Annotated in this window: 23 protein-coding genes; 13 read left to right on the forward strand and 10 right to left on the reverse strand. The window is 75.4% G+C overall.

Annotation, left to right across the window (positions count from 1 at the left end):
- Positions 1-8 precede the first annotated feature (8 nt).
- On the forward strand, positions 9-980 hold the full coding sequence (locus R4Z62_RS19220) for an alpha/beta fold hydrolase (RefSeq protein WP_064533730.1): 972 nt from the start codon (positions 9-11) through the stop codon (positions 978-980).
- Between the two features lie 235 nt (positions 981-1,215).
- Positions 1,216-2,010: a class I SAM-dependent methyltransferase gene (locus R4Z62_RS19225; protein WP_491521895.1), complete on the forward strand. Its 795-nt coding sequence runs from the start codon at positions 1,216-1,218 to the stop codon at positions 2,008-2,010.
- A gap of 363 nt (positions 2,011-2,373) precedes the next feature.
- Here the strand turns inward: R4Z62_RS19225 and R4Z62_RS19230 are convergent, their stop codons facing one another.
- The 3 genes from R4Z62_RS19230 to R4Z62_RS19240 form a co-directional block, all read right to left on the reverse strand.
- Positions 2,374-4,026 carry a transporter gene (locus tag R4Z62_RS19230; RefSeq protein WP_491520433.1) on the reverse strand — a complete coding sequence of 551 codons (1,653 nt, stop codon included), beginning with the start codon at positions 4,024-4,026 and terminating at the stop codon, positions 2,374-2,376.
- The gene (locus R4Z62_RS19235) at positions 4,023-4,799 is read right to left on the reverse strand and encodes an ABC transporter ATP-binding protein (protein ID WP_064533727.1); all 777 of its coding nucleotides are present in this window, start codon (positions 4,797-4,799) and stop codon (positions 4,023-4,025) included. Before R4Z62_RS19235 ends, R4Z62_RS19230 begins: the two co-directional genes overlap by 4 nt.
- Positions 4,800-4,932: 133 nt before the next feature.
- Positions 4,933-5,598 carry a bifunctional DNA primase/polymerase gene (locus R4Z62_RS19240; protein WP_064533726.1) on the reverse strand — a complete coding sequence of 222 codons (666 nt, stop codon included), beginning with the start codon at positions 5,596-5,598 and terminating at the stop codon, positions 4,933-4,935.
- A gap of 461 nt (positions 5,599-6,059) precedes the next feature.
- Here R4Z62_RS19240 and R4Z62_RS19245 point away from each other — a divergent pair, with 461 nt between their 5' ends.
- Both R4Z62_RS19245 and R4Z62_RS19250 read left to right on the forward strand, forming a co-directional pair.
- Positions 6,060-7,445, forward strand: coding sequence for an NsdA family TPR-like regulatory protein (locus R4Z62_RS19245; protein ID WP_018567120.1), 1,386 nt, complete (start codon positions 6,060-6,062; stop codon positions 7,443-7,445).
- Between the two features lie 189 nt (positions 7,446-7,634).
- On the forward strand, positions 7,635-9,392 hold the full coding sequence (locus R4Z62_RS19250) for a hypothetical protein (protein WP_491520434.1): 1,758 nt from the start codon (positions 7,635-7,637) through the stop codon (positions 9,390-9,392).
- Between the two features lie 78 nt (positions 9,393-9,470).
- On the opposite strand, the gene R4Z62_RS19255 is transcribed toward R4Z62_RS19250, so the two are convergent.
- A complete protein-coding gene (locus R4Z62_RS19255) occupies positions 9,471-10,781 on the reverse strand; it encodes an ABC transporter substrate-binding protein (protein WP_491520435.1) in 1,311 nt (436 codons plus the stop codon).
- A 118-nt stretch (positions 10,782-10,899) separates the two neighbouring features.
- Here R4Z62_RS19255 and R4Z62_RS19260 point away from each other — a divergent pair, with 118 nt between their 5' ends.
- Both R4Z62_RS19260 and purU read left to right on the forward strand, forming a co-directional pair.
- On the forward strand, positions 10,900-11,400 hold the full coding sequence (locus R4Z62_RS19260) for an SCO4402 family protein (RefSeq protein ID WP_064533723.1): 501 nt from the start codon (positions 10,900-10,902) through the stop codon (positions 11,398-11,400).
- A 60-nt stretch (positions 11,401-11,460) separates the two neighbouring features.
- Positions 11,461-12,351 carry a formyltetrahydrofolate deformylase gene (gene purU / locus R4Z62_RS19265; protein ID WP_491520436.1) on the forward strand — a complete coding sequence of 297 codons (891 nt, stop codon included), beginning with the start codon at positions 11,461-11,463 and terminating at the stop codon, positions 12,349-12,351.
- 57 nt (positions 12,352-12,408) lie between these two features.
- Here purU and R4Z62_RS19270 read toward each other — a convergent pair whose 3' ends face one another.
- Both R4Z62_RS19270 and R4Z62_RS19275 read right to left on the reverse strand, forming a co-directional pair.
- Complete coding sequence (locus tag R4Z62_RS19270; RefSeq protein WP_491520437.1) at positions 12,409-13,740, reverse strand: zf-HC2 domain-containing protein; 1,332 nt, start codon at positions 13,738-13,740, stop codon at positions 12,409-12,411.
- Complete coding sequence (locus R4Z62_RS19275; RefSeq protein ID WP_491520438.1) at positions 13,737-14,327, reverse strand: sigma-70 family RNA polymerase sigma factor; 591 nt, start codon at positions 14,325-14,327, stop codon at positions 13,737-13,739. The genes R4Z62_RS19270 and R4Z62_RS19275 overlap by 4 nt, the downstream gene beginning before the upstream one ends.
- Positions 14,328-14,717: 390 nt before the next feature.
- Between R4Z62_RS19275 and R4Z62_RS19280 the strand changes: the two genes are divergently transcribed.
- From R4Z62_RS19280 to R4Z62_RS19290, 3 genes are all read left to right on the forward strand, one after another.
- On the forward strand, positions 14,718-15,086 hold the full coding sequence (locus tag R4Z62_RS19280) for an STAS domain-containing protein (protein WP_064533720.1): 369 nt from the start codon (positions 14,718-14,720) through the stop codon (positions 15,084-15,086).
- Positions 15,087-15,304: 218 nt separating this feature from the next.
- Positions 15,305-15,817 (forward strand): EF-hand domain-containing protein, encoded by a 513-nt coding sequence (locus R4Z62_RS19285; protein ID WP_064533719.1) that lies wholly within the window; start codon positions 15,305-15,307, stop codon positions 15,815-15,817.
- Between the two features lie 1,088 nt (positions 15,818-16,905).
- Positions 16,906-17,472 (forward strand): ATP-binding protein, encoded by a 567-nt coding sequence (locus R4Z62_RS19290; protein ID WP_491521896.1) that lies wholly within the window; start codon positions 16,906-16,908, stop codon positions 17,470-17,472.
- Between the two features lie 393 nt (positions 17,473-17,865).
- On the opposite strand, the gene R4Z62_RS19295 is transcribed toward R4Z62_RS19290, so the two are convergent.
- Together R4Z62_RS19295 and R4Z62_RS19300 are read right to left on the reverse strand one after the other, a co-directional pair.
- Positions 17,866-18,753: a serine hydrolase gene (locus tag R4Z62_RS19295; protein ID WP_064533717.1), complete on the reverse strand. Its 888-nt coding sequence runs from the start codon at positions 18,751-18,753 to the stop codon at positions 17,866-17,868.
- A gap of 180 nt (positions 18,754-18,933) precedes the next feature.
- On the reverse strand, positions 18,934-20,019 hold the full coding sequence (locus tag R4Z62_RS19300; RefSeq protein WP_491520439.1) for a GlxA family transcriptional regulator: 1,086 nt from the start codon (positions 20,017-20,019) through the stop codon (positions 18,934-18,936).
- Positions 20,020-20,090: 71 nt separating this feature from the next.
- On the opposite strand from R4Z62_RS19300, the gene R4Z62_RS19305 reads away from it, so the two are divergent.
- Positions 20,091-21,416: an MFS transporter gene (locus R4Z62_RS19305; protein WP_491520440.1), complete on the forward strand. Its 1,326-nt coding sequence runs from the start codon at positions 20,091-20,093 to the stop codon at positions 21,414-21,416.
- A 46-nt stretch (positions 21,417-21,462) separates the two neighbouring features.
- On the opposite strand, the gene R4Z62_RS19310 is transcribed toward R4Z62_RS19305, so the two are convergent.
- The gene (locus R4Z62_RS19310; protein ID WP_491520441.1) at positions 21,463-22,689 is read right to left on the reverse strand and encodes a flavin-containing monooxygenase; all 1,227 of its coding nucleotides are present in this window, start codon (positions 22,687-22,689) and stop codon (positions 21,463-21,465) included.
- A 168-nt stretch (positions 22,690-22,857) separates the two neighbouring features.
- Here R4Z62_RS19310 and R4Z62_RS19315 point away from each other — a divergent pair, with 168 nt between their 5' ends.
- Both R4Z62_RS19315 and R4Z62_RS19320 read left to right on the forward strand, forming a co-directional pair.
- Positions 22,858-23,460: a GNAT family N-acetyltransferase gene (locus R4Z62_RS19315; RefSeq protein WP_491520442.1), complete on the forward strand. Its 603-nt coding sequence runs from the start codon at positions 22,858-22,860 to the stop codon at positions 23,458-23,460.
- A 67-nt stretch (positions 23,461-23,527) separates the two neighbouring features.
- Entirely contained in the window at positions 23,528-24,424 is an 897-nt protein-coding gene (locus R4Z62_RS19320; RefSeq protein WP_491520443.1) for a GNAT family N-acetyltransferase, read from the forward strand.
- A 94-nt stretch (positions 24,425-24,518) separates the two neighbouring features.
- Here the strand turns inward: R4Z62_RS19320 and R4Z62_RS19325 are convergent, their stop codons facing one another.
- Entirely contained in the window at positions 24,519-25,232 is a 714-nt protein-coding gene (locus R4Z62_RS19325) for a pyridoxine/pyridoxamine 5'-phosphate oxidase (RefSeq protein WP_491520444.1), read from the reverse strand.
- 144 nt (positions 25,233-25,376) lie between these two features.
- Between R4Z62_RS19325 and R4Z62_RS19330 the strand changes: the two genes are divergently transcribed.
- The gene (locus R4Z62_RS19330) at positions 25,377-26,798 is read left to right on the forward strand and encodes a hypothetical protein (RefSeq protein WP_491520445.1); all 1,422 of its coding nucleotides are present in this window, start codon (positions 25,377-25,379) and stop codon (positions 26,796-26,798) included.
- Positions 26,799-26,813 lie beyond the last annotated feature (15 nt).

The raw sequence follows: 26,813 nt of genomic DNA on the forward strand, positions 1-26,813 counted from the left end.
AGGACCACATGGCGCGGCGTATCGACGTGACCGGGGCGGGCGGCGTACGGCTGGCCGCCTGGGAGTTCGCCGAACCCCCGAAGGAGCGGCCGTACGTACCGGCGCGGGCCGGTGCCCACCGCGGCGGGCTGCCGCGGCAGCTCAGCGAGCCGCCCGAGCCCCCTGATCCGCAGGCCCCGGCGGCCGGTCACGCGCGGGCGGCCGGTGCCGGGGGCGCCGGAGTGCTGTTACTGCACGGGCTCATGGGCCGGGCCTCCCACTGGGCGCCGACCGCCCGCTGGCTCGCCGAGCGGCACCGCACCGTGGCCCTGGACCAGCGGGGCCACGGCCAGAGCGAGAAGCCCCCGCGGCCCGCGTACACCCGCGAGGCCTACGTCGAGGACGCCGAGGCGGCCGTGGAGCAGCTCGGTCTCGGCCCGGCCGTCCTCGTCGGACACGCCATGGGGGCGCTGACCGCCTGGCAGCTCGCCGCCAAGCGCCCCGACCTGGTGCGCGCACTGGTCATCTGCGACATGCGCGCCTCCGCGCTCGGCGCGGCCTCCCAGCGCGAGTGGGAGGACTGGTTCAAGACCTGGCCGACGCCGTTCGCCACCCTCGCCGATGTCCGCAAGTGGTTCGGCGCGGACGATCCCTGGGTGGAGCGGCCGGATCCGGCCCGCGGCGCGTTCTACGCCGAGATCATGCACGAGGACGCGGACGGCTGGCGCCCCGTGTTCGAACCCGAGCAGATGCTCGTCTCCCGCGAGACCTGGGTGTACGACGCGCACTGGGAGGAACTGGCCCAGGTGCGGTGCCCGGCCCTCGTCGTCCGCGGCCTCGACGGCGAACTGGGCCGCGCGGAGGCGCAGGAGATGGTCCGCGTCCTGCCGCTCGGCGAGTACGCGGAGGTCGCCGACGCCGGCCACCTCGTCCACTTCGACCAGCCCGAGGCATGGCGGGCGGCCGTCTCGCCGTTCCTGGAAAGGGTCCTCACCCCGTGAACACGCCCACCGTCCCGGCCCCCTCCACCGCCGCCCAGGACCTGTCCGGCCGGTCATGGTGGAGGGAGGCAACAGTGCCTTGTGGGCGCGGGTGAGCGGGGTGTGGTGCGTGCAGGCGCAAGGCGGAGGAGGGCGTCGACGCGGAGCGTCGGCAACCGACGACAACGCGGCGGATGTGCGTGCCACACCCCGCGTCTTCGCCGTGATCGGCCGGACAGGTCCTTAGGAGGCGTTCCTGCGGTCCTTCCACGCCGAGCACCCCGCCGTCACCGGCGACGCCCTCGGCGGTGGCCGGGCACCGGACGGGCGGTCCAGTTACGCGATCCTCGCCGATCAGGTGGCCGGCCGCCGCCGGGTCCTCGACCTCGGCTGCGGCGACGGAGTGCTGCTGGAGCTGCTGGCCGCCGCGCCGGACCGACGGCTGGCGGGCGTCGACCTCTCGCCCCACTCGCTGGCCCTGGCCCGCCGCCGCCCGGCCCTCGCGGGGACCGCGCTCGCCCAGGCGCGGGCACAGCGGCTGCCCTTCTCCGACGGTGCTTTCGACGCCTGCGTCAGCCATCTCGCGCTGATGCTCATGGGCGACGCCGACAAGGTTGTCGCGGAGACCGCCCGGGTGCTCGTGCCGGGCGGTGTGCTGGCCTGCGCGGTGGGCGGCGGGGCCGTGGGCGGTGAGGCGTACGAGCTGTTCGGCTCGCTGCTGGGCGCCGCCGTGCGGCAGGCGCCCGAGACGCAGCGCATACCGGCGCTGGGCGACCGCCGGACCCGCAGCCGCGCCGGGCTCACCGCGCTCCTGACCCCGGCCGGGTTCGAGCCGCCGCGCTGGGAGACCGTGGAGATCGACCTGAGCGGCCCGGCGGAGCGGGTCTGGGCGGCCGTCTCCGGCATCTACGACCTCGGCCCGCTCGCACCGGCCGCCGTCGCCGCCCTCCGGGCGGACTTCCTCACCGGGGCGAAGTCCCTGGCGTCGGCGGACGGCCGCGTCCCGTGCGGCTTCCGCGTCCACATCGCGACGGCCCGCCGCGCCGCCTGAGTCGCGCACTCCGGTGGCCCGGCCCGGCCCGGCTCCGGGGCCGTGACGGCGCCTCGGCCCGCCGGGCGCCGGTACCCGGAGGGAGCGCGGGTCGTGTGGTGCTGTGTCCGGTGTCCGGCCTCCGGTGCGGTCTCCGCCCGGGTGTCGCGCGGGTGCCGTTCCCGGTCGCGGTGTCCGCCCGGTGGTTGCCGTACCGGCGCGGCTGCGGTCCTGGAGCGTGTTTGCGCGGGCCGGTGGTGTCATGCGCCTCGGGGCGGCGGTCCCGGACACTGGTGGGGTCGGGCGCCGGCCGCCCCTCCCCTGGGAATTGCCAAGAGAAGGGGCGGCGTGCGGATCCGCTGCCGGAATCTGCGGCGCCCGGTGTCAGCCCTTGCTCACCGCTGTGAGGATCTCCGGGAGGCGGGATGCCGTGCGAGGGGCGGACAGGCGCAGGCCGAGGAGGGTGACGGCGGTGCCGTAGAGGGCGCCGGTGGGCAGGAGGAGCCAGCCGAGGCCGTCGCCGGTCGCGCTGACGTGGGTCCAGACGGCGAAGGCGATGACCGGGGAGCACAGCAGGGCCGCGGCGAGCATGCCGCCGAAGATGGCGATCCAGGCGAGCCCGGCCTGTCCCGGGGCCACGTTCTTGTAGCCCTCCTGCGGGATGGAGTACGGGAAGCGGGCCGACGCCCAGGCCCCGGTCGCCAGCATCGCGCCGAGCAGGGCGAAGGACACCCCGAGCACCTCGGGCAGCCGGGCCCAGTCGCCGACCAGCGCCGCCGTCAGGACCGTGACGAGGGTGGCGTAGGGCAGGGTGACGGCCAGCAGGGCGAGGGCCCGGCCGCGCAGCTCCAGGTAGGCGTCGCGCGGCGAGGAGATGGTGAGCGCGACCATCCAGAAGGCGGAGGTGTCCTGGCCGAACTGGTTGTACATCTGCACACCGAGCATCCCGGCCGCGAAGCAGGCGAGGTAGACCGAGCCGGTGCCCTGGAGCGCGTTGAACACCGGCACGATCAGCCCGATGGCCAGCGAGGTCACCCAGGCCGCCTTGGTCTTCGGGTCGCGCAGTACATAGCGCAGCGAGCGTTCCATCACGGTGCCGGTGCGGCCGGCCGGGAGCAGCCGGCGCCGGCCCGGGGCCGCGGTGCGCTTGCGGGCGGCGGCGTCGGGGGCCTGGACGGTGGAGGCGTCGGGGGAGGTCATCAGCCGGGTCAGGGTGCGCGACCAGGCGCGCAGCAGGACGGCGAGCGCGGCGGCGGCCAGGGCGAGCTGGGCCGCCGCGACACCGTACGAGCCGTCACTCGCCGAGTCGATCGCGTCCACGGCGGAGGCGGGCGGCACCCAGCGCAGCACGTCGGTGACCGGGTCGAGCCGTCCGAGCCCCGAGGAGCCGAGGCGCTGCGCGCCGAAGTTGACCAGTTGGGCGCCGACCGCGACGACCAGCCCGCTGAGCACGGCCAGGTCGCGGCCCTTGCGGCTGGTCAGCAGGCGGGTGTTGGCGGCGGCCACCGTGCGGGCCAGCGCCACGCACACCAGCAGCGCGAGGGCGACGCCGACGACCGCGACGGCGTACGCCCCCGCGCCGTGCGCCACCGAGATCGCACAGCCGATCAGCAGCAGCGCCGTGAACAGGGGCCCGATGCCGACCAGGGAGGCGGTCAGCAGGCCCCGGACGAGCGGCCGCGGGCGCAGCGGCAGCATCACCAGGCGGGTCGGGTCCAGCGTCTCGTCGCCGCTGGGGAAGAACAGCGGCATCACCGCCCAGCCGAGGGCGAGCACGGCGGCGCACGGCACGGCCACGGAGGCGGCGTGCTCATGGCCGCGCAGCAGCACGAAGCCGAGCAGTTGCAGGACGCCGAAGAGCAGGGCGACCACGGCGGAGGCGACGTACGCGGCGCGCCGTCCGCCGGACTGGCGCAGTCCATTGCGCAGCAGGGACAGCTTCAGCCGTACGAGTACGGCGGTGACGGGGGCGGCGGCGGTGGCGGGGGCGACAGGAGCGGCGGGTGGGACGGCGTCCGTCCGGGAGCCGGTGCTCATCGGGTGCCGCCGCCCAGCCAGTCGAGGTCGGACCCGGCGTCCCGCCCCCGCGCGCCGACGAGTTCGAGGAAGGCCTGCTGGAGGGTGGGCGCGTCGCCGCGCACCTCGGCGAGCGGGCCGTGCGCGCGGATGCGGCCCGCGGCGAGGACGGCCACCCAGTCGCACAGGGACTCGACGAGTTCCATGACGTGGGAGGAGAAGACGACGGTGGCGCCGGAGGCGGTGTACCGCTCCAGGACGCCTCGGATGGTCTGCGCGGAGACCGGGTCGACGCCCTCGAACGGCTCGTCCAGGAAGAGCACTTCGGGGTTGTGCAGCAGTGCGGCGGCCAGTCCGATCTTCTTGCGCATGCCGGTCGAGTAGTCGACGACCAGTTTGTGCTGGGCGCCGGCCAGGTCGAGCACGTCGAGCAGTTGGGTGGCCCGCCGCTCCACCTCGGCGCCGGGCAGTCCGCGCAGCAGGCCGGAGTAGGAGAGGAGTTCGCGGCCCGAGAGGCGTTCGAAGAGCCGCAGTCCCTCGGGCAGGACGCCGATCCGGGCCTTCACGGCGACCGGGTCGCGCCACACGTCGTGGCCGACGACCTCCACGGTGCCCTGGTCGGGGCGGAGCAGGCCGGTCACCATGGACAGGGTGGTGGTCTTCCCGGCTCCGTTCGGCCCGACCAGGCCGATGAACCGGCCGGCCGGCAGGTCCAGATCGATCCCGGCCACCGCGACCTGCTGTCCGAACCGCTTCCACAGCCCCTGGATCCGTACGGCGCTCGTAGTCGTCACTGCTGCTCCCTCCGTCAGGAAGAACCCTACGGGGGAGCCGCCGGGGCGGTCCCGGACGTCCGTCCCGCCCCCTCGATCCGCCTTCTCGATCCGCCTCCTCGATCCGTCTCCTCGTCCCGCCACCCTGTCCGGGCTACTTGTCCCGGCCGCAGGCGTACGCCAGCGCGGGCACCAGTTCCTCCGCGTCCGGCAGCCACCGGTTCGCGGGGGTGGGGCGGCAGGCCCACTGCACGGCGCCGCGCGATCCGTACCGGGTGGGCGGCGCGGCGACCCAGCCGCCCTCGCCCAGCGCCGCCAGGTCCAGGGACCCCGGCGACCAGCCCAGCCTGCGCACCAGGCCGGGCAGCTTGGCGCAGGCGCCGGGCAGGACGAGGAACTGCATCCGGCGGCCGGGCGTGAGGAGCACCGGCCCGGGTGTCAGCTCCCACCGCTCCAGCCGGGCCAGGGCGAGGAACCCGGCGCTCTCCGGGACGCAGAGCGCGTCGAAGGAGCGCCCGGTGGGCAGCAGGATCGACGCGTCCGGCTGCTGCTGCCACATCCGGCGCGCGACGGTGGCGCTGCCGGTGGCGCGGGCCGCCCAGTCGTCGTGCGCCGGGTGTGCGCCGGGCGCGGTGCAGCCGGGGTCGCCGCAGGAGCAGCGCGGGGTCCCGTCGGCGGTCACCAGCCAGGTGCCGGGGACCACGTCCCAGTGGCGCTCCTCGGTGTAGCGAACGGCGGTCTCCGGCAGCGAGTCTCCGCGCTGCTTGGGGATCTGACCGGCGGTCTGTGCGGCTTCCGCGCCCGGGATCGTCTTTTCCACGCTCCACTCAACTCCCCGCGCCCACCTGGAGTTACGGGCACACCGGGGGCTCGGGAGGCGGCCCGCGCGCGGGGGAGGAGCATCCGGTCCGTACCCGGGGCGCACGGGTGCATGTGCGGGGGCGCGCGGGAGGGGCACCGGCGGGCGTGGGGTAGTGGTTGTGGGGGAGTTCGCGGCGGGGGTGCCCACGGGCGCTCACGGGCGTCCGTACGGGGGAATCGGGAGCGACGGGGGTGCGGCGGTACCAGGGGACACAGGGGTGTCCGCCTCGCTTTTCCGCTCCAGTACTCCGGCAATCTTCGCATGTCCCGCATTTTCGTTATGTCCGTGGGGCATTGATCTTCACGACCGGACAACTCGGCCGTGACGGGCGGGATCCGGTCGTGCAAGACACGTCAGAGTCGGTGCGTGGGCAGGGCACCGCAGCCACGCGAGCCGCCAGGAAGCAGGGGGTTTACGCCATGGCCGCCAGGCCTCTCGTCGCGCGGCAGCCGAACGAACGGCTGCAGGCGCTCATCCAGGAAGCGGGCTGTTCCAACGCCGGCTTGGCCCGCAGGGTCAACATGTGCGGCGCCGAACACGGCCTCGACCTGCGCTACGACAAGACGTCCGTGGCGCGCTGGCTGCGCGGACAGCAGCCGCGCGGCCGGGCCCCGGCGGTCATCGCCGAGGCCCTGGGCCGCAAGCTCGGCCGTACGGTCACGATCGACGAGATCGGCATGGCCAACGGCAAGAACCTCGCCTCGGGCGTGGGTCTCCAGTTCTCGCCGACCGTACTGGGGGCCATCGAGCAGGTCTGCGAGCTGTGGCGCAGCGACGTGGGCCGGCGGGACTTCCTGTCCGGCTCCTCCGTCGCCGCCTCGGCGCTGGTGGAGCCCAGCCGCGACTGGCTGATCACCGCGCCGGACGGACAGGTGGCGCGCTCGGCCGGCCCGAGGGTGGGGCAGTCGGACGTGGCGGCGGTACGGGCCATGACGCAGGCGCTGGTCGACCTGGACCACACCCACGGCAGCGGGCATGTGCGCCCGGTGGTCGTGCACTACCTCAACAGCGTCGTGTCCGGACTGCTCGCCGGGTCCTACCGGGAGGCGGTGGGCCGCGATCTCTTCGGCGCCGTGGCCCGTTTGACCGAGCTGGCCGGGTACATGGCCGTGGACACCGGTCAACCGGGGCTCGCCCAGCGGTACTACATCCAGGCGCTGCGGCTCGCCCAGGCGGCCGGGGACCGCGGGTACGGCGGCTATGTGCTGGCCGCCTCCATGAGCCATCTGGCCGCCCAGCTCGGAAACCCGCGGGAGATCGCCCAGTTGGCGCGGGCGGCGCAGGAGGGGGCGCGCGGCCGGGTGACCCCGCGCGCGGAGGCGATGTTCCACGCCGCCGAGGCGCGCGGACACGCCCTGCTGGGGGACGCGCGCGCGGCCCAGCTCTCGTCGGGGCGCGCGGTGGGCGCGCTGGAGCGCGCCGCGCCGGACACCGGGGACGACCCGGCCTGGATCGCGCACTTCGACGAGGCGTATCTCGCCGATGAGTTGGCGCACTGCCACCGTGACCTGGGGCAGGCGGAGGCGGCGGCGCGCCAGGCCGAGCAGGCGCTGGCGGGGCATCCGCTCTCGCGGACCAGGCGCCGGGCCATCGGCTATGTGCTGCTCGCCACGGCACAGGTGCAGCAGCGCGAGGTCGAACAGGCCTGTGCCACCGGCCTGAAGGCGGTGGAGCTGCTGGAGCGGCTGCGGTCCAACCGGGGCGCCGAGTATCTGGAGGACTTCCAGCAGCGCCTGGACCCGTACCGGGACGAGCCGGTGGTGCGGGAGTTCGGGGCGCGACTGGAGGTGCAGATGGCGGCGTGAGCGGGGGAGTGCCGGGCGCGCGGGGGAGGTACGGCGCCGCAGGATGCCGTACAACAGCGCGCCCGGCCCCGGATCCGTTACCGCGGTGGGGAGGAGGGCGGCCGAGCCCTGTGCTGCGTGGCACCGGGCTCGGGGGACCCGGTAGCGTGAGCCGACGATTCCGCAAGTCCCCCATTCGTAGGAGTCCCGGTGACGCAGAGTGGACAGGGCGAGGAGCCCTCGGCGCGGCCCGCGCGCGAAGGCATCGTGCTGCCTTCCGACGGTGGGCAGCCCCTGCTGCCGGGCACGACCGGCGGACCGGGCGGCCGTCCGCCCGCGCAGCCGGCCGGACCGGGCCCGGCCCAGCCGCCCGCCGGCGGACAGTCCTGGGGGCAGCCCTGGGGCCCGGAGGGGGAGCAGCGGCCGCAGTCCGGGCAGGACTGGCAGGCGCCGCCCACCCAGACGTGGGGGACCGCGCCGTCGTATCCGCAGGCGCCGTCGGGCCAGTGGGACGCCCACGGCGGGCCCGGCGGGCACCCGGGCGCGGGCCCGCTGCCGCCGGAGGGCGCACCGGCCCCCGGGCACGGCACCCACGGCGGCGCCCCGCAGCCGCCGTACCAGCAGCACCAGGGGTATCCGCAGGACCACGGCCCCCAGGGGCAGGTCCCCCAGCAGCACCAGGGATTCCAGCAGCACCAGCAGCACCAGGCGCCCCCGCAGCATCCGCACCAGCACCAGCACCAGGCGGCGCCCCTGCCTCCGGCCGCCGGGCCGGGCCCGTACGGCACGTCGGCGGGTGTCCCGCTGCCGCCGCCGCCCGCCGACGAGGGGGCCACCCAGTTCCTGCCCCCGGTCGCCGCCGGGTCGGCGGACGAGGGCGCCACGCAGTTCCTGCCGCCCGTGCCCGCCGCGCCGGTGGACGAGGGCGCGACGCAGTACATACCCCCGGTGCCGTCGGGCGGCCTGCCGCCCGCCGTACCCGGTGCCGGGCCGGACGCCGAGGCCACGCAGTACATCGCGCCGGTGCCCGGCGGGCCGGGCGGGGCCCCGGCTCCGCCGTTCGGCGCGGGCCCCGGTGCGGGCGGCGGGCGGCAGACGCCCGCCGAGTTCGACAACCTGTTCCGCGACGGTTCGGGCGGCACCGCCCCGGGCACGCAGCAGCTTCCGCACCTCCAGCCGCGCGACGGCCGGTCCGGACCGGGCCTGCGTCCCGGCGGGGCGCCCGTCAACCTGGGCCAGCCTCCCGCGCAGACCTTCCAGCCGGGGCCGGGCGGCCCGGCCGGCCCGCCGTACGCGGGCGGCCCGGACGGCCAGGACGGCGGCGGGCGGCGGCCCCGCTCGCGGATGCCGCTGATCGCGGCGGTCGGCGTCGGCATCGTCGCCCTCGGCGTGGGCGCCGGCGCGCTGCTCAGCGGGGGCGGCGGCAGCGACGACAAGACCGACAAGGCCGCGAACGTCTCCTCGGCGGCCCCGGCCACCGGCGGTGCCTCTTCGGCCCCGGCCGCGCCCGACCCCGCCCGCGAGCAGGCGGTCGCGCTGGACAAGCTGCTGGCCGACAGCGGCGGCAGCCGGGCCTCCGTGATCAAGGCGGTGGACGACGTCAAGAAGTGCGACGACCTCAGCGCGGCGGCCGCCGATCTGCGCAGCGCCGCCAAGCAGCGCGCCGCGCTGGTGACCAGGCTCGGCGCGCTGCCGGTGGACAAGCTGCCCCAGCACGCGGAGCTGACCGCCGCGCTCACCAGCGCCTGGAAGGCGTCCCAGTCGGCCGACCAGCACTACGCGGCCTGGGCCGACCAGGCGCGCGGCAAGAAGGGCTGCGACAAGGGCCACGCCCGCAACACCAGCCACACGCAGGCCGCCAACCACCAGAGCGGTGTCGCCAGCGTCCAGAAGGCCAAGGCGGCCAAGCTGTGGAACGCCATCGCCAGGAAGTACGGCCTCACCGAGCGCCAGCCGACCCAGCTCTGACCCGTTCCCCGGCCCCCGTTCCCCGGCTCCCGTTCCCCGGCCCCCGTTCTCCGTTCCTCGCGGCGGGGCGCGGGCGGGTCAGTCCGTGTCCGTCTCCTGGAGCGGCCCGGTGACGTCGACGAAGCCCTTCGTGGCCGACACCAGCCGCCCCGCGCGCACGGCCTGGAGGGTCACGTCGGCGTTGGCCAGGCGGGCGAAGCCGGCCGGGGCGAAGGGGCCGGACAAGGGCCAGCGCAGCCGCGGGGTCAGCCCGCCCGTGTCGACGGCCAGACCGGAGTCGAGGGCGCGCCGGACGGTCCCGGCGTTCACCCGCCCGGAGCCGATCTTCTCCAGGACGGCCCGGAGCACCGTGTAGGCGATCCACGTCGTCTGCACCCCGGCGTCCGCCGGGTCGACGCGGTTGTCGCCGAACGCCTGCTCGTCGATCACCTTCTTCATGGCGTTCCAGCGCGGATCGTCCGCCACCGGGTACCAGCCCGTGACGGACGCCCCCTCGTACGGGCCCGCCGGGCCCCCGCTGGCGTCGATGACGGTCTGGTCCACGTTGCCGAGCACGGCGGCGGTGCGCACCGCCGGGTAGTGGGCGCGGGCGCGGCGGAAGGAGTCCATGAAGATGTTGGTGCGCTCGCCCAGGGCCGGGATCACACAGCCCTTCTTCCCCGGCCCGGAGGTCGCCTGCGCCAGCGCCCTGTCGGCCTCGCCCGCGTACTCGGTGGCGTCCTCGGCGGCCGGCTGGTCGTGGGCGGCGCGGTGGCCGCCGGCCTTCAGACCGGCGTCGAGCAGTCCGGGCAGCTCGTCGCCCGCGATGCTGTCGGGCCGCACCAGGGCGACCGGTCCGCAGTTCTTGGCCAGTTCCCGGCCGAGGCCGACCAGCAGCGCGGGCTGGCCGCCGTTGACCGGGTAGGACAGGGCGCGGGTGAACTCGGCGGTGGTGAGGCCGTAACCGCCGATGTAGGGGATGCCGGCGCTCTCCAGCGGCGGGAAGAAGGAGTCGCTGTACTGGCTGTACGAGCCGACGACGGCGGCCACGTCCTCCTTGACGGCGAGCCGGGCGCACTTGGCCGCGGCCACGCTGTCGTTGCTGTCGTTGCAGGTGAGGACCTTGAGCTTGTGCCCGGCGATGCCGCCGGCGTCGTTGACCCAGCGGGCGTAGGCGCGCGCCATGGCGGGCATGCCGGGCTTGTTGGTCGCCGCGGTGCTGTCCGGGGCCCAGGTCATCACGGTGACGGTGTCGTTCCCCGATCCCCCCGTGGTGCCGGGGACGACACCGCAGCCGGCGGACAGCGAGACGGCCGCCGCCAGCGCGCCCGCGGTCCGGAGGGTTCTCCTCCGTCCGGCGGGCCGCGCGGCGGTGCGGAGTGCGGTGTGCCTGTCTCGCCTGCCGGTCATGCTTCCGCACGATTCCGGCACATCCCTAACCCCGGAGTGATCCATGGCCGACAATGGGTGACGCACAGGTGAATTACGGGGGGCCGGTGGGGACACCGGGAAGGAGAACGTACGATCGATGACCGTGCAAGGTTCGGAGAACTCTTCCCGTCGTGGCCGTCGCTCCTCCACCATGGGCGGCATGCCACTCAACGACATGCCGTGGTGGCGCTGGCGCTGCAATGTGCGTTCCGCGCTGCACATGCTCTCCGACCCGGTGTTCCAGCGGGACGTCTGGCTCGCGGGCGTCGAAGGGTACGGCGACGTCACCGACGCCGTCTACCGCCTGGTCGAGGACACCTGGCTGGACAGCTGGTCCGCCGAGAAGTACGTCGGCACGATCTTCCGCGACTCGCAGGAGGCGGCCCTCGTCGACACGGCCGTGCTGCGGGTGCTGCGGATCATGCACCAGGTGGGGCCGGACGCTCCGGTCTCCGCCTATCTCGACCACCACGGCTGGCCGGAGGCGGTGCGGGCGGCGCACGACGCGCATCTGCGCCTCGCGGCCAGCGACGGCGACGACCCGGCCGCGCCGCCGCGCAGCCTGGAGACCCTGCGCCTCATGACGCGCGCCGCGTAGCCGTCCCGGCCCGCGGGACGGCGGCCCGCGCAGGGCGGACCGTGTGGGACCCTGTTCCGCATGACTGAGCAGTCCCCCCGTTCCGCGACGGCCCCGGCCGAGGCCGACCAGTACGTCCTGACCCTCTCCTGTCCGGACAAGCAGGGCATCGTGCACGCCGTGTCGAGCTATCTCTTCATGACCGGCTGCAACATCGTGGACAGCCAGCAGTTCGGCGACCAGGACACGGGACTGTTCTTCATGCGGGTCCACTTCTCCGCCGAGCCGCCGGTGACCGTGGACAAGCTGCGGGCCAGCTTCGCGGCGGTCGGCGACTCCTTCAGCATGGACTGGCAGCTCCACCGGGCCGAGGACAGGATGCGGATCGTCCTGATGGTCAGCAGGTTCGGGCACTGCCTGAACGACCTGCTGTTCCGCGCCCGGATCGGCGCGCTGCCGGTGGAGATCGCGGCAGTGGTCTCCAACCATACGGACTTCGCCGAGCTGGTGGGCTCGTACAACATCCCGTTCCATCACATCCCGGTGACCCGGGACACCAAGGCCGAGGCCGAGGCGCGGCTGCTGGAACTGGTCCGCGAGCAGGACGTGGAGCTGGTCGTCCTCGCCCGCTACATGCAGGTCCTCTCCGACGACCTGTGCAAGCAGCTCAGCGGCCGGATCATCAACATCCACCACTCCTTCCTGCCGAGCTTCAAGGGCGCCAAGCCGTACCACCAGGCGCACGCCCGGGGCGTGAAGCTGATCGGCGCGACCGCGCACTACGTCACCGCCGACCTCGACGAGGGCCCGATCATCGAGCAGGAGGTCGAGCGGGTCGGCCACGGCGTCACCCCCGACCAGCTCGTCGCCATCGGCCGCGACGTGGAGTGCCAGGCGCTGGCGCGCGCGGTGAAGTGGCACGCCGAGCACCGCATCCTGCTCAACGGCCGGCGCACGGTGGTCTTCGCGTAGGACGGATGCGCCGCGCGGGCGCCGTGCGGGAGCCCCCGCACGGCTCGGCCCGGTGTCTCACATCCGGCTCAGCGCGGCCGCCGCGCACAGGACGTCGCTGACCGCGTCCGGGTCGCCGTCCTGTCCGGCCGCAGCCTCGCGCGGGGTGACGTGGCCTGCCGCCAGTCGGCAGAACTCCACTCCGTCCAGCGCCACATGGGCCACCTGGTGCTCCGCCGAGCCCACCGCGCCCGGCGCGTCCAGCGGGACCAGCCACTCGCCGCCGCCCAGGCCCTCGATCTCCAGCCGGACGCTGCGCGCGGGGGTGCCCACCGCCACCAGGTGCCGCCCGGTCCGCGCGGGCGCGGCGAGCCCGGCCCGGCGCCGGGTGGCCAGCGCGCCCGGCAGCATCCGGGCGGCCAGGTCGATCATCTCGTGCAGATGGCGCGGGGCGGGCGGGTCGTAGGGGTAGTCCACGGCCTGTGCGATGTCCTCCGCGTGCACCCAGCACTCGAACGCCCGGTCGACCATCGCGTCCCGCAGCGGCAGGGTGAAGTCACCGTACGGAACCGCGTACGGAACCGCGTACGGATCACCGGGCGGACCACCGGACCGGCCGCCCGGCCCACCGCCCGCAGCACCAGCCGCCCCGGCCGCACCGCTCGCACCGCCCGCACCGCTCACGGGGCTCCCCGCCGGGCCGTCGTCCGTACCCGTGAGGGACGCGGTCCGGACGAGCGCGTGGGTCTGCTCCCGCCAGGGCCCGCGGACCGCGCGGGTCGGCGGGTAGGGCCGCGACCGCCAGTACGCCTCGGTGCGCGCGGCCGGAGCCGGTCCGCGCGCGGGCAGGCCGCCGAGCGGGTCGTCGAGGCCGAGCGCCACCGCCACCAGCCCGTCGACGCTCATCAGATGCGCGATGACCCCGGCGACCGTGCTCCGCCGGCCCACCGCCTGCCCGTCCTCGAACCACCGCAGCCGCACCGGCGCGTGCCACTCGGCGTTCCCGAAGTCCTGGAGCAGCGCGTCCAGGCGGGCCGTCTCCGCGTCGTAGGGCGCCACCCAGCCGGGCACCGGGACGCTCGGGGGCCGCCGCTCGAGACAGGCGTCCAGGACCCGGGCCCGCAGACCCGGATCCAGGTCCAGGCTGTCGGGCCGGTGCAGCAGGCCGACCGCCCCGCGCAGCCGCAGCGCCTCGTCCGCGCAGTCGCCGCAGCCGCCCAGGTGCTCCTCGACGGCCGCCGTCTCCTGCGGCGTGCAGGCGGCCAGGGCCCAGGCGCCGAGCAGGGACTTCAGGACGTGGTGCTCCGGCACGGTCGGATCCTTCGTTCGTACCGCCTCCGGTGCCGGGGCGGGCGGCGGTCCGCCGCTCCCGGGCGCGCGGCCGCCGCCGGCGGCACGGCCGGCGTTCATGCCGCGCCCCCGCGGCCGGGCGGGGCGCCGGGGCCGCCGGCATCGTGGGCGGTGGCGAGCAGATGCAGTCCGAGGCGCAGGCGCCGCCGGGTCTCGTCCGCGGAGACACCGAGGTCGGCGGCGGCCCGGTGGTAGTCGCGGCGCTGGAAGTAGGCCAGGTCGAGGGCGGCGCGCAGCGGGGCGGGCAGGGAGTGGACGATGTGGTCGGCGCGGGCGGCGACGGAGGCGCGGCGCACCCGGTGCTCAAGGTTCTCGGGCGAGCCGGTGGCGTCGGCGGCGGCGGGGGCGGCGCCGGTGGTGCGCAGCCGTTCCACGGCGAGCCGGTGCGCCAGCGCGGCCAGCCAGGAGCGCAGCGGGCCCTCGGCCGGTTCGTAGGCGCCGGGGTGCTGCCAGACGTGCAGGAAGACCTCGCGGGTGATGGTGTCGGCCGCCTGTTCGTCGCCGAGTACGCCGAGTACGCGGCGCGCGAGCCCGTGCACGAGCGGGGCGAACCGGTCGTACAGCTCGCCGAGCGCCGCCGCCTCGCCGCGGGCCAGCCGCCGCCGCATCTCGCGGTCCCAGCGGGGCGGTGCGTCCTTCTTCGCCATGCGGCCCCCTTCGCGCCCGGCCGTCCCGGGGCGCTGCCCCGGGGAGGTGACCGGTCCAGCGTGTCTGCCTGGTCTCCTCGAATGTAGTCGGCACATTCGCCCGCGCACGCCCCTTTATGCCGTTGTGCGCCCCCTGGAGAGCCCCAGGTGGTAGGGGGGCGTGTTAAGCGTCGGCTACCCCCTCTCTTCCAGATCATCTGCGATCGGGTCTGATGGAAAAGATCCCGAATGTGACTGAAACAAGTCCTCTGGGGCACCATGGTCGTTTGCTGTGCGGCGTTTGGGGGAACGGCCGCTGGGCAGCCGCGCGGAATGAAGCGTAGGAACTGCTTCCGTTTCCGGGCGGTTCCGGGCGGTTCCGGGGAAGATCCGGCGAGCGGAGGGCAGGCCGTGGCGTTGAACGTGACCGGCGACGGACAGGGCGGATGGAGCGTCCTGCGGGTCGCGGGCGAACTGGACCTGGTGACCTCGCCGTTGCTGCGCCAGCGCGTCCACGACGTGGTGGCCGAGGGGCGGCACGACCTGGTGCTGGACCTCTCGGAGGTCTTCTTCTGCGACTCCAGCGGGGTCGGCGTGCTCATCGCCGCCCGCCGTCTGATCCGCTCCTGCCAGGGCCGGCTGCGGCTGATCCTGCCCGCCGGGGGCGCCGTCGACGGGTCCCACGTCAACCGCGTGCTCGGCGCCCTCGGCGTGCGCCGCCTCTTCGACGTCTATCCCGACCTGGCGGCGGCCGTCGACGAGGAATCCCTGTCCGCCTGAGCGAGCCCCCTCCGGCTTCCCGCGCTTCCCACGACCCGTCCCGCACGCTCCACGCGCTCCCCGCGCTCCCCCCGCGCTGTTCGTGCCCTCCGTGCTCCGGTCGTGTCCGGGATTCACCCGGTCCTGGCACAGCCACGGCGTTCCGGCCCCTGGGGGCCACCCGCGTCGTACGCTCCGAGCCGACGCAGACCCCCACATGTGAGGCGGCCAGAGAAGACATGGTCAGCAGCGAGTACGAGCGCAGGATCGCGGCCCGGTTCGCCACCTTCGACCAGGACGGCAACGGCTACATCGCCCGCGAGGACTTCGGCGTGGCGGCCAGGGCGCTGCTCGCCGAGTTCCGCACCCCCGCGCGCTCCGACAAGGGCCAGGCCCTGTACGCCGGGGCGGAGGCCTTCTGGCAGGGCATGGCCGGGATCGCCGACCGCGACGGCGACCAGCGCATCACCCGGGAGGAGTTCGTGACCGGCGCCGTCAAACGGCTGCGCGACACTCCCGACCGGTTCGCCGAGATCGCCCGGCCCTTCCTGCACGCGGCCCTGGCCGTCGCGGACGGTGACGGCGACGGCGCCGCGACCGTCGCGGACACGGTACGGGTGCTCAGGGTGCTGGGAGTGCCCGAGGAGATCGCGCGGGCGACCGCCGACGCGCTCGACGCGGACGCGGACGGCCGGGTGGGCGAGGACGAGATCGTGCCTGCCTTCGCCCGCTACTTCACCGTTCCCGAGTAGGCGCCGCCGTGCTGTGCCGTCCGGCTGTGCCGCTGCCCGCGCCGTCCGGCGCCCCGCCCTCCCCGCCCCCCGGCCCACCCACCCTTCCGCTGCCCCCCTCACCACTGCCCGGCCCGCCGTCCGTCTCGCTGTCCCGTCCGCCGTCCCGTCCGCCGTCCCGCCCGTTGGTCCGAACAGCCGGGCGGTGGTGTGCGCGTGTGCGAGAGCCGGGCGCAACACGCCCGGACGAGCGAGCAGTTCGGATGACCTGCCGGGACCCGGCCGGGGCCCGTACGGCGGCGCGGCACGCCCCGGCGGCGCGGTGCGCCGGGAACGTACGCCCGGCGGGACACGGCCCGCCCGGCGGTGCGCCGCCGTCGGTCCGGCGGGTCCCCGCGCGGGTCGCGCGCGCGGCCGTGAGCCCGCGTCCGCGCACCGTCCCCGACCGCCTCCCCGCGCCCGAGCGCACTCCCCTCACCAGGCAGTCCACGCGTCCGCCCGCCCCGGCGGCCGGGTGGCGCGAGGGATCCGCCGCCGTTTCGTTGTCACGGAGAGTGATCGATGACCGGCCGGAGCGGACCGGTCGTCACGGCGCGGCGTACGGACCGCCGGACCGCGGTGAGGGGCCGTCCGGCGCCCGCCTCTTCCGGAACGCGGCACATGATGATCACGGAGAGTCGCGGCCGGATGGGGCCGCCGACCTGACTCGTCACGTCCCGGAGTCGCCGCCCGGCTCGGGTACCTTGTGTGAGATGCGAGTGGTTCCGAGGGCCGGGTGTACCGGTGTTGCCCGAGCGGCGGCCCCGGATCCGGCGGTGCGCGCCGCTGTTCGCGAGGTCGGGCGGCCTGTGTCGCCCATGGGTTCGATTCCCGGTGACGGGCGTCGCACAGTATGCCGCACGGGTACTCCTTCGCGCGGGAATATGCCCGAAGCGCTTGTTGCGGTGACGGTACGTCAACCATGCTGTCTGGCAAGGGAGTCACAGTCCGTGACCCTTGCTCTGGCCGTTGTTCTGGCCATGCAGAGAATGGCTGTGCTCGCGGCCCCCGCACAGTGCGGGGTCGCGAGTCCGCCGGTTCGGATGGTGTGAGCGGTGCAGGTGCTTCAAGTGCAGCTGGAGATCCGGCCCGACCCCGCGGAAGTGGGGCGAGCCCGCAGGTGGGCCCGGTCGCGTCTCGCCGGGTCGGGGATAGCGGCCGACGAGCCGCTCGCCGAGACGCTGGTCCTGCTCGTCTCCGAGCTGGTCACCAACGCGGTGGTGCACACCGGCTGTCCGGCCGTGCTGCGCCTCTCCCTGCCCGGTACGGCGGCCGAGACGGCGACCGTGCGTCTTGAGGTGACCGACGCCAGTACGTGCGCGCCCGTGCCGCGCTGCGCGGGCGACGAGGCCACGGGCGGCCGCGGCCTCGCCCTGGTCGACGGCCTGGCCGACCGCTGGGGCTGGAGCGCGGAGGGCGCCGGCAAGCGCATCTGGTGCGAACTGGACCGCTGTCCGCCGCCGGTGGCGTCCGTCACGGCACGCTCCGCGGGCTGCGGCGGCCAGGCTCCCCTGTGCGACGGCACCGGACTCGACGCGGCGGCCTGGCAGGCTCCGGCCTACCGGGCGGCCACCGGGTCGAACGGCGCGGACCACGAGGGCGCGGCGCACGGGGCGTTGAGGTACCAGGCGGTGTAGGCGGTCCGGAGGGGCCCGCGAGCGGTGCGGACGGGGTGGTGTGCGCCGGGGGTGCTTCTGTGCGCGCCCGTTGTGATACCGGCATAACGGGCGAATCTCCGAGCAGCCATTGACGGTCCGTGTCCGTTTGATCACGCTTGTGGCAGCGATTCGCCGTGAGGGGACGTCGAGGGAGCCCGGGGGTCGGAGCCCTCGACGCATGTGAGTCGTGAGGTCGGCGTCGACCGGTCCCTTCAGGGGTGAGGGGGGTGGGACCGGTGCGCCGGAGCCGGACGGCGGTGCGCGGTGCCGTGCTCGGGGCGGGCATGGGCGTACCGCCGTCCGGACGTCGAGGTCCCCGGGGCCGGGGCCGTCCACAGCCTGTGGACGGACGGGCCCGTTCCGGGCGCGCCCTCAGCGCGCGGCGGTCGACGACACGGCGGCCCGCGCGGTGCGCTCCACCAGCGAAACGCCCTCGCTCATCGAGGCGTTGCCGTCGGACAGCACCGCCACCAGATAGGGGCGCCCGTCCACGGTGACCCGCCCGACGCTGTTCACGTCCCAGAGGCCGGAGGTGCTGCGCTGGAGCCATCCGTTCTTCAGCGCCGCCCCCGCGGGCGACCCGGCCGCCGAGACACCCCAGTCCTGGTCGTCGGCGATCCCGTTCATCAGGGTGCGGACATAGGAGCGGGAGGCCGCGTTCAGCGCACCGCCGCCCGCTGTGCCGCCGCTTACCGTGCCGCCGCCCGCCGTGCCGCCGCTCTCCGGGGCGAACACCGCGCGCAGCAGCCGTATCTGGTCGCTCGCCGTCGTCCGGGTCAGACCCCAGCGGGGGCCGGAACCGCCCCGGGTCTCGGTCAGGCCCAGCCGCCGGTTCGCCGCTTCGAGCCCCGGCGCCTCGCCGATCTGCCGCCACAGGGCGTTCGCCGAGGCGTTGTCGCTGCGCCGGATCATGGGCTCCGCGTAGGCGCGTTCCCGCGCGGTGAGGGTCCGTCCGGCGTCCTGCGCCCGCAGCAGCGCCGCCGCGAGGATGTCGACCTTGATGATGCTGGCCGTGTCGTACGCGGTGTCGTCGCCGTACACCGCGGGCCGCTGCCGCGAACCGTCCAGCGGCAGCACCGCCGCCGTCACCCGGGCCGTGCCCGCCCGCGGTTCCTGCGGCTGCGACTGTGCCCGGGTCTCGGGCCGGGCCTGGGCCGGTGCGGCGACGGCCAGCGCGCCCGCGGGCAGCAGCACCGCGGCCAGGGCGAGCAGGGCTCCGGTCTTCGGGCGGCGCTGCCGGGAGCGCGAAGGGTTCGGCATGGGGCGAAACATAAACAGAACGCCCGGCGGCGGGCGGTGACGCCCGTCACCCTCGTCCCTGTTTCGACCGGATTGTGAGAAGGGCCATAGGTCCGGCGGGGGCAGGGCGGCGGGAGGGGCCGGTGTGGCTGATGGGGCCGGAGTGGCTAGTGAGGTCGGTGCGGCTGGTGGGGCGTGCGGTCAGGCGGAGGCTACGGGCGCGCTGCCCGTGATCCGGAAGGTGCGCCGGTAGGCGGTCGGCGTCACGCCGAGGGCCGCCTGGAGGTGCTGCCGCATCGACTGGGCCGTGCCGAACCCCGACTCCTGGGCCACCTGGTCCACCGACAGGTCCGTGGACTCCAGCAGGTGCCGGGCCCGTTCGATCCGCTGCCGGGTGAGCCACTGCCCGGGGCTGACCCCGGTCTCCTCGCGGAAGCGGCGGGTGAAGGTCCGTACCGACATGGCCTCCTGCTCGGCCATGTCGCGCAACTGGATCGGCTCGTGCAGCCGCCCCAGCGCCCACGCGCGGGCGGTGGTCGTGCCGGACGCCGGCGCGTCCGGCACCGGCCGGTGGATGTACTGCGCCTGCCCGCCGTCGCGGTGCGGTGGTACGACGGTGCGCCGGGCCACGTCGTTGGCGACCGCGGTGCCGTGGTCGCGGCGCACCATGTGCAGGCACAGGTCGATCCCGGCCGCGACCCCCGCCGAGGTCAGCACGTCACCGTCGTCGATGAACAGCACGTCCGCGTCGACGTCGACGCGCGGGAAGAGCCGCTGGAAGCGCTCGGCGTCGGCCCAGTGGGTGGTCGCGGGGCGGCCGTCCAGATAACCGGCGGCGGCCAGCACGTACACACCGGTGCAGATGGAGGCGAGCCGGGTGCCGGGCCGGATCCGGGCCAGCGCGGCGGCCAGCTCCCCGGTCAGCCTGCCCTCCTCGTACAGCGGCCCCCTCTCGTACGAGGCCGGGACGACCACGGTGTCGGCGCCGGCCAGGGCCTCCGGGCCGTGTTCGACGACGATCGAGAAGTCGGCGTCCGTCCGCACCGGCCCCGGGGCCCGGACCGAGCAGGTGACCACCTCGTACAACGGGCGCCCCGCGGCGTCCGCGGGGCGGCCGAAGATCCGGTGCGGGATGCCCAGCTCGAAGGGGAGCAGCCCGTCCAGCGCGAGCACGACGACGCGGTGCGGGCGGTACGCGCCCGGGTGCCCTCCCCGGCCCCCCGAGCCCCCCGGCTTCCCCGGGTCCGTCGGCTCCCTCGGGCCGTTCCTGTCCATGACGGAGTCCATGGCCCGATTCTAACGAATGCTGTCCTTCGGGCCACTCGTTGCGCGGACGCGTACGCCCGAAGCTGGGTGACGTGACCCAGACAACGCACCCCGCGTCCGGCACCTCCGGGGCCGGTACCGAGGAACCGCAGCCGCCCCGCCGCCGGGCCCGCGTGCACCGCGCGTGGTTCGTCGCCGCCGTCACCTTCGGCACCATCATCGGAGCGGCGGCGTTCCGGTCCCTGCCCGGACTGCTCTTCGACCCGCTGCACGACGAGTTCGGCTGGTCGCGCGGCACGATCGGCGTCGCCGTCTCGCTCAACCTGGCGCTGTACGGGCTCACCGCGCCGTTCGCCGCCGCGCTGATGGACCGTTTCGGCATCCGCCGGGTGGTCGCCTTCGCGCTGGTCGTGATCGCCGTCGGCTCGGTCCTGACCGTGTGGATGACCGCGCCCTGGCAGCTGTGGCTGTGCTGGGGCCTGCTGGTGGGCCTCGGTTCCGGTTCGATGGCGCTGGCCTTCGCCGCGACCGTCACCAACCGCTGGTTCACCGAGCGGCGCGGCCTGGTCAGCGGCATCCTCACCGCGGCCTCCGCGTCCGGCCAGCTGATCTTCCTGCCCATCCTGTCCTGGACGGTCCAGTCGCACGGCTGGCGCCCGGCGGCCGTCACGGTCGGCCTCGCGGCCCTCGCCGTCGTCCCCTTCGTCTGGCTGCTGCTCCGCGACCACCCGGCCGACGTGGGCGTACGGCCCTACGGCGCGACCGAGTTCGTCCCCAAGCCACCGCCCGTGCCGGGGGCCGCCCGGCGCACGCTCACCGTGCTGTTCTCGGCGGTGCGCACCGGCCCGTTCTGGCTGCTGGCCGGCACCTTCGCGATCTGCGGCGCCTCCACCAACGGCCTGATCCAGACCCACTTCGTGCCCGCCGCCCACGACCACGGCATGCCCGTCACCACGGCGGCCTCGCTGCTCGCGGTCATCGGGGTGTTCGACGTGGCCGGGACCATCGCCTCCGGCTGGTTCACCGACCGCTTCGAGCCGCGCCGGCTGCTCGCGGTCTACTACGCCCTGCGCGGCGTCTCCCTGCTCTTCCTGCCGATGCTGCTCGCGCCGGGCGTGCACCCGCCCATGGTCTTCTTCATCGTCTTCTACGGCCTGGACTGGGTCGCCACCGTGCCGCCCACGCTCGCCCTGTGCCGGGAGCACTACGGCGAGGACAGCGCGATCGTCTTCGGCTGGGTGCTCGCCTCGCACCAGGTCGGCGCGGCACTCGTCGCCTACCTCGGCGGAGTGGCCCGTGACGTCTTCGGCTCCTACGACGTCGTCTGGTACGCCTCCGGGGCGCTGTGCGCGGCGGCGGCGCTGATGGCCCTGGTGATCCGGCGCCGGCCGGCCGCGCTCGCGGGGGCGCTCGCCTAGGACGTACCGCCCCGGCGCCCGCCCCGGCGCCCGCCCCCGCCCCCGCTCAGGAGCGGGCGCGGGAACGAGCCTGGGAACGAGCCTGGTAACGGGCCACCGCGCGGGCGATCTTCCGGGCGTCCAGGGCCAGTTCGCGGAGCATGCCGCTGATGGGGTTGGTGAAGCCGGTGAAGTACAGGCCGGGCGCCCCGGCCGGGGCGCGCGCCCCGCTCACCACCGGCCGGCCGCGCTCGTCCAGCACGCCGAGGTGCCCGACCAGGGGCTCAAGGCCGCGGGAGTAGCCGGTGGCGGCGATGACCGCGTCCGGCCGGATCCGCTCACCGTCGGCGAGGACGACCTCGCCGTCCTCGAAGCCGTCGACGGCGGCCGTGATCTCGACCCGGCCGGTGCGCACGGCCTCGATCAGACCGACGTCCTGGACCGGGATCGCCCCCTGCCCGACCCGCGTGTACAGGCCGGTGTCCGGGCGGGGCAGGCCGTGCGCGGACAGGTCGGGCACGCTCAGCCGGCCGAGCGGTCCGGCGAGCCGGTCGACGAGCGCGACGGGCAGCCGCCGGCACAGCACGCCGGTGTACTGCGCGGGCCACCCGGCGGTCGAGCGGCGCAGCAGGTGCGGGACGGTGCGCACGGCCAGCCGCACCCGCGCGGCGCCGCCCTCCACCAGGTCGACGGCGATCTCGGCGCCGGTGTTGCCGATGCCGACGACGAGCACGTCCCGGCCGGCGTACGGGCCGGGCGAGCGATAGGCCGAGGCGTGCAGCAGCTCGCCGGTGTACGCGGCGCGGCCGGGCCAGTCGGGCAGGCGGGGCGTGTGGTTGTAGCCGGTGGCGACGACCACGGCGGTGCCCGTCAGCTCCCGGCCGCCGGTGGCGCGCAGCAGCCAGCCGGTGCCGTCGGCGGTGCGCTCCACGCGGGAGACCTCGACCCCGGTCACGATCTCCAGCTCGTGGTGCTCGGCGTACTTCTCCAGGTACCGCACCACGTCGTCGCGCGCCACCCAGCGGCCGAACCGGCGCGGGATCGGCAGTCCGGGCAGCGCGGAGAGCCGGCGGGTGGTGTGCAGGCGCAGCCGGTCGTAGTGCCCCCGCCAGGAGGCTCCGACCCGGTCGGACCGCTCCAGCACGACGGCGCGCACGCCCCGCGCGCGCAGCGCGTACGCGGCGGCCAGGCCGCCCGGACCGCCCCCGATGACATAGACGGGCCGGTCGGTCTGCCCGGGTGCGGGCACGGGCGGGGGAGCGGGGGCGGCAGCGGTGGACGGGGAGTCGGCCATGAGCGCGAGCGTAATCACGCACCCGGTTGATGGGTCTCGGTCAAGACCGGAATTGGTTGCGGATTGATCACGTGCGCCTTGATCATGTGCGACCGCGTGCGGGGCCGGAGCGCCCTACCCCGCGACAACTCAGGTGTCGGACCCGGTGGATTCGGCCACAATGGCCGGATGGCCGAGATATCTGAGAAGTCCCTCGTCGACCCCGCTCCCGTGCTGCGCGGCCACGGCCTGCGGCTGCGGCTGTGGGACCTGGAGTCCGAGGCCGATCTGGCGGCGTGGCTGCGCGGGCGGACGGACCCGGAGTTCCTGCGCTGGAACACCCCGCTGGTCAGGGAGCAAGGCCCGGCCGACGCGCGGGAGTCGCTCGCCTCCCACCTGGACAACGCCACGGGCGGCATGGGCATGCCCTTCTGCGTCACGGACGAGGCGACCGGCGCCACCCTGGGGCACGTCGGGATCAGCGTCCTCAGCCGCCCGATGCGGTCCGGCCGGGTCGGCTACTGGGTGCTGCCCGAGGCCCGGGGCCGCGGCGTCGCGACCCTCGCGCTGCGCCTCGCGGGACGCTGGGCCTTCGACGAGTTCGGCCTGCACCGCCTGGAACTGGACCACGCCGTCGGGCACGAGGCGTCCTGCCGCGTCGCCGAGCGCTGCGGCTACCCGTACGAGGGCACCGCGCGCGGCGCCATGTGGGAGGCGGGCCGCCACGACGCCTTCCGTGACTGCCACCTGCACGCCCGCCTCGCCACCGACCCCGAGCCCGAACTGCTCTGATCCGCCGTCTCGTTGCCGCGCCGGAAAAATCACAGGCGGCTCCGGGCGCGACGGCGGAGCATGAGGCATGACCCACGACGACTGGCACTTCACCCGTGACCCGGACGAATTCCTGCACCGCGCCGGGGACTTCCTGCGCTCGCGCCCCGCACAGCACACCGTGCACCTGACCGTGACGGAGACCCTGCGCACCCGCGGGTCCGGGGTGTACGGCGCGAGCGACCCCGAGTTCGGGGTGCTGGCGGGAGCGGACGGGCACGGCGCTCGGGCGGCGTTCCTGCGTACGCCGCCGCATCCGCTGGTGCTCACCGCGCTGACCGGGCAGGAGGCCGACGTACTGGCGGCGCGACTGGCCGGGCGGGAGCAGGCCGGGCGGGAGCAGGCCGGGAGCGGCGGCCTCACCGGCGTGAACGCCGACGACGCCACGGCCGCCGCCTTCGCCGCGGCCTGGCAGCGGCACACCGGCGCCCGCACCGCCGTCCAGCGGCGGCTGCGGCTGTACCGGCTGGGCGAGCTGACCGCGCCGCGCCCCGCGCCGCCGGGCCGGGCGCGCTCCGCGGGCGCGGCGGACCGGGAGCTGCTGGCCCGCTGGTACGTGGAGTTCGGCATCGCCGTCGGCGAGGCGGCCGTCCGCGATCCGGCGGACTGGGCCGCCGACCGTGCCGAGCGCGGTGACGTGCTGTTCTGGGAGACCCCGGACGGGACGCCCGTCGCCATGGCCGGAAGTTCGCCGCCGGTCGCCGGCCAGGTCCGGGTCAACGCGGTCTACACACCCGCGCACCTGCGGGGCCGCGGCTACGCGGGCGCCGTCACCGCGGAGGTCAGCCGGGCCGCGGCGCGGACGGACGGCGTCCGCGAGGTGCTGCTCTTCACCGACCTCGCCAACCCGACCAGCAACGGCCTGTACCAGCGCATCGGCTACCGCCCGGTCTCCGACTTCGCGGTGCACGCCTTCACTGGCTGACGACCGGACGACGACCGGACGACGACCGGACGACGACCGAAAGGCGCCGGGCGGTGGCGGGACCGGTGCGAGCGCCGGGGTCCGGGCAGCGGCCTCACGGCCACAGCAGCTCCCGCACCCAGCCGCTCTCCTCCCGTTCCTCCCGTTCCTCCCGTTCCTCCCGTTCCTCCTGTTCCGCCCGCGCCCGGTAGCGCAGGCGGACATGGCGGCGCCGGGCGTCGCCCTGGAAGAACTCGACCTCGTCGGGGCGCAGCCGGTAGAGCGTCCAGGAGGGCGCGTCCGTGTCCGGTGCGGCCTCGGCGCGCTGCCAGGCCGCGGCCGAGGCCCGGTCCAGCTCGCCGAGGGAGCCGAGGAGTTCGCTCTGCGCCCCGGTGAGGGCGGCGGCCAGCGCCCCCGTCGAGCGGGCGTGCAGATCCGTCCGGGCCTCGTCACGGGGCGCGGCGGTGACCGGGCCGCGCACCCGGACCTGGCGGCCCAGCACGGGCCAGTAGAAGAGGAGCGCCGCTTGCGGGCGGTCGGCCAGCTGGCGGCCCTTGCGGCTGCCCGCGTGGGTGGCGAAGGCCCAGCCCCGCGCGTCGGCGCCGTGCAGCATCACCACGCGTACGTCCGGGTCGCCCCCGGCGTCGGCCGTCGCCAGGGACATGGTGTGCGGCTCCCGCTCACCGGCCGCCACCGCCTGCGCGAACCACTCGGTGAACAGGTCCAGGGGGTCGGCGGGCGCCTCGCGCGGATCGAACCCGGGCAGCCGGGTGACCTCCGGGTCCCACACGCGCAGCGACCTCAGCAGGGCGTCGAGATCGGTGTCCATGCCCCGAGTATCGCCCGACCCCGACCCCGACCCCGACCCCGGCACCGCCGGCCGGACCGGCCCCGGTTCCCCGGCGGCGCGGCGGAGCAGTAGGTTGGCCCACCGGCCGGGGGGCCGGGACCCACCCGGGGGAGGGGCGCACCCATGGACGGCACCGGCACGGACACCGGCACCGGCACGGCAGGAGCGGCGCGGCGGCGCGGGACGCGGGCGCGGGCGGCGGCCGTCGTCCTCGCGCTGCTGGCCGTGCTGCCGGGGGCGGCCGGCTGCGACGCCGCGGCCGATCCGGCCGCGCTGTCCACGCCGGACGTCTACTATCTGCGCCCCTACGGCGACAAGAAGGGCGTCGAGGACAAGGCGCCGCTGCCCGTCGAGGTCCAGCACCTGTACGCGGCCACCGGCGCCCACCGGCTGACCGTCGAGGTGGAGCGGGGCGACGAGAAGACGGTGCGGCTGAGCGAGCACAACCCGGACTGCGCGGGCGACGCCACCCGCGTCACCTGCGAGGTCACCGGCGGCTCCCTCAACCGCACGGGGAACGTGCGGTTCACACCGGTCGCCGCGCGCGGCAGCAGGGTGGGCGACTCGGGCTTCGTACGGTTCACGTACACGACCTCGGACGGCACACCGCTCACGGCGCGCACCGAGGTGGTCGTCGGTGAGCCCGTGCCCGAGGTGCGGACGCCCGGAGCGCTGCGGGACGTGCGGCCCGGCAGCGAGGTGGCCGGCGCGTTCGTCGTGCGCAACACCGGGGAACTGCCGGTCCGGGGCCTGGGCCTCGCGCTGTCCCTGGACGACTCGTGGTCCTTCGCGCAGCGGTACGCCAACTGCCGTTATCCGACGGCCGGCGGGCGCACCGCCGTGTGCCGGTTCCCCGGGCTGCGGATCGCGCCGGGGCAGACGGCCGTCGTACGGCCCGCGCTGCGCATGCGTGCCTCGCGGACGAAGATCTACGCGCGGTACGAGCAGCGGGTGTGGCCGCTGGACGTGGGTCCTGGCGAGTACAGCGCGTGGCTGTCCGGCGGCGACCGCGGCGAAGGGCCCGCCCTGACCGCCGACGTCCGGGCCACGGGGCGCGGCGGCACCGAAGGCGCGGGCGGCGACTTCGCGCAGGGCCGGGTCCAGGTCCCGGTGACCCTCGCGCTGGGCGCCGACTACGCGGTCTCGGACGTCACCCTGCACGGGGCGCCGGGCACCGAGCGCGAGCTGCGTCTGGTCGTCCGCAACGGCGGTCCCGGCGATCCGGGCGCCGCGGCGCGGATGGTGTTCACCCCGCCGCCGGGCGCGCGGGTGACCGCGCAGCCGATGGCGGAGATCGACGAGGACGCCTACGAGCCGCTGTGCGCCTACGTCGGCGCGTCCTACAGGTGCCCGGTGCGGTCGCTGGAGCCGGGCGCGTCCGACACCCTGGTGTTCACCCTGCGCCTGGGCGGCCCGGGAACGGGCACCGTGCGCGTCGAGGACAACGCGCCGGGCCGGCTGGACCCGCCCGGCGACCGGGAGCGCACCGGCCGCCGCGACCCCGACCCGGCCGACGACGAGGCCGTCGTCACGGTCGCCCCCTGAAGAGCGGGGACCGGA

Source organism: Streptomyces sp. PL-25, assembly GCF_058344915.1.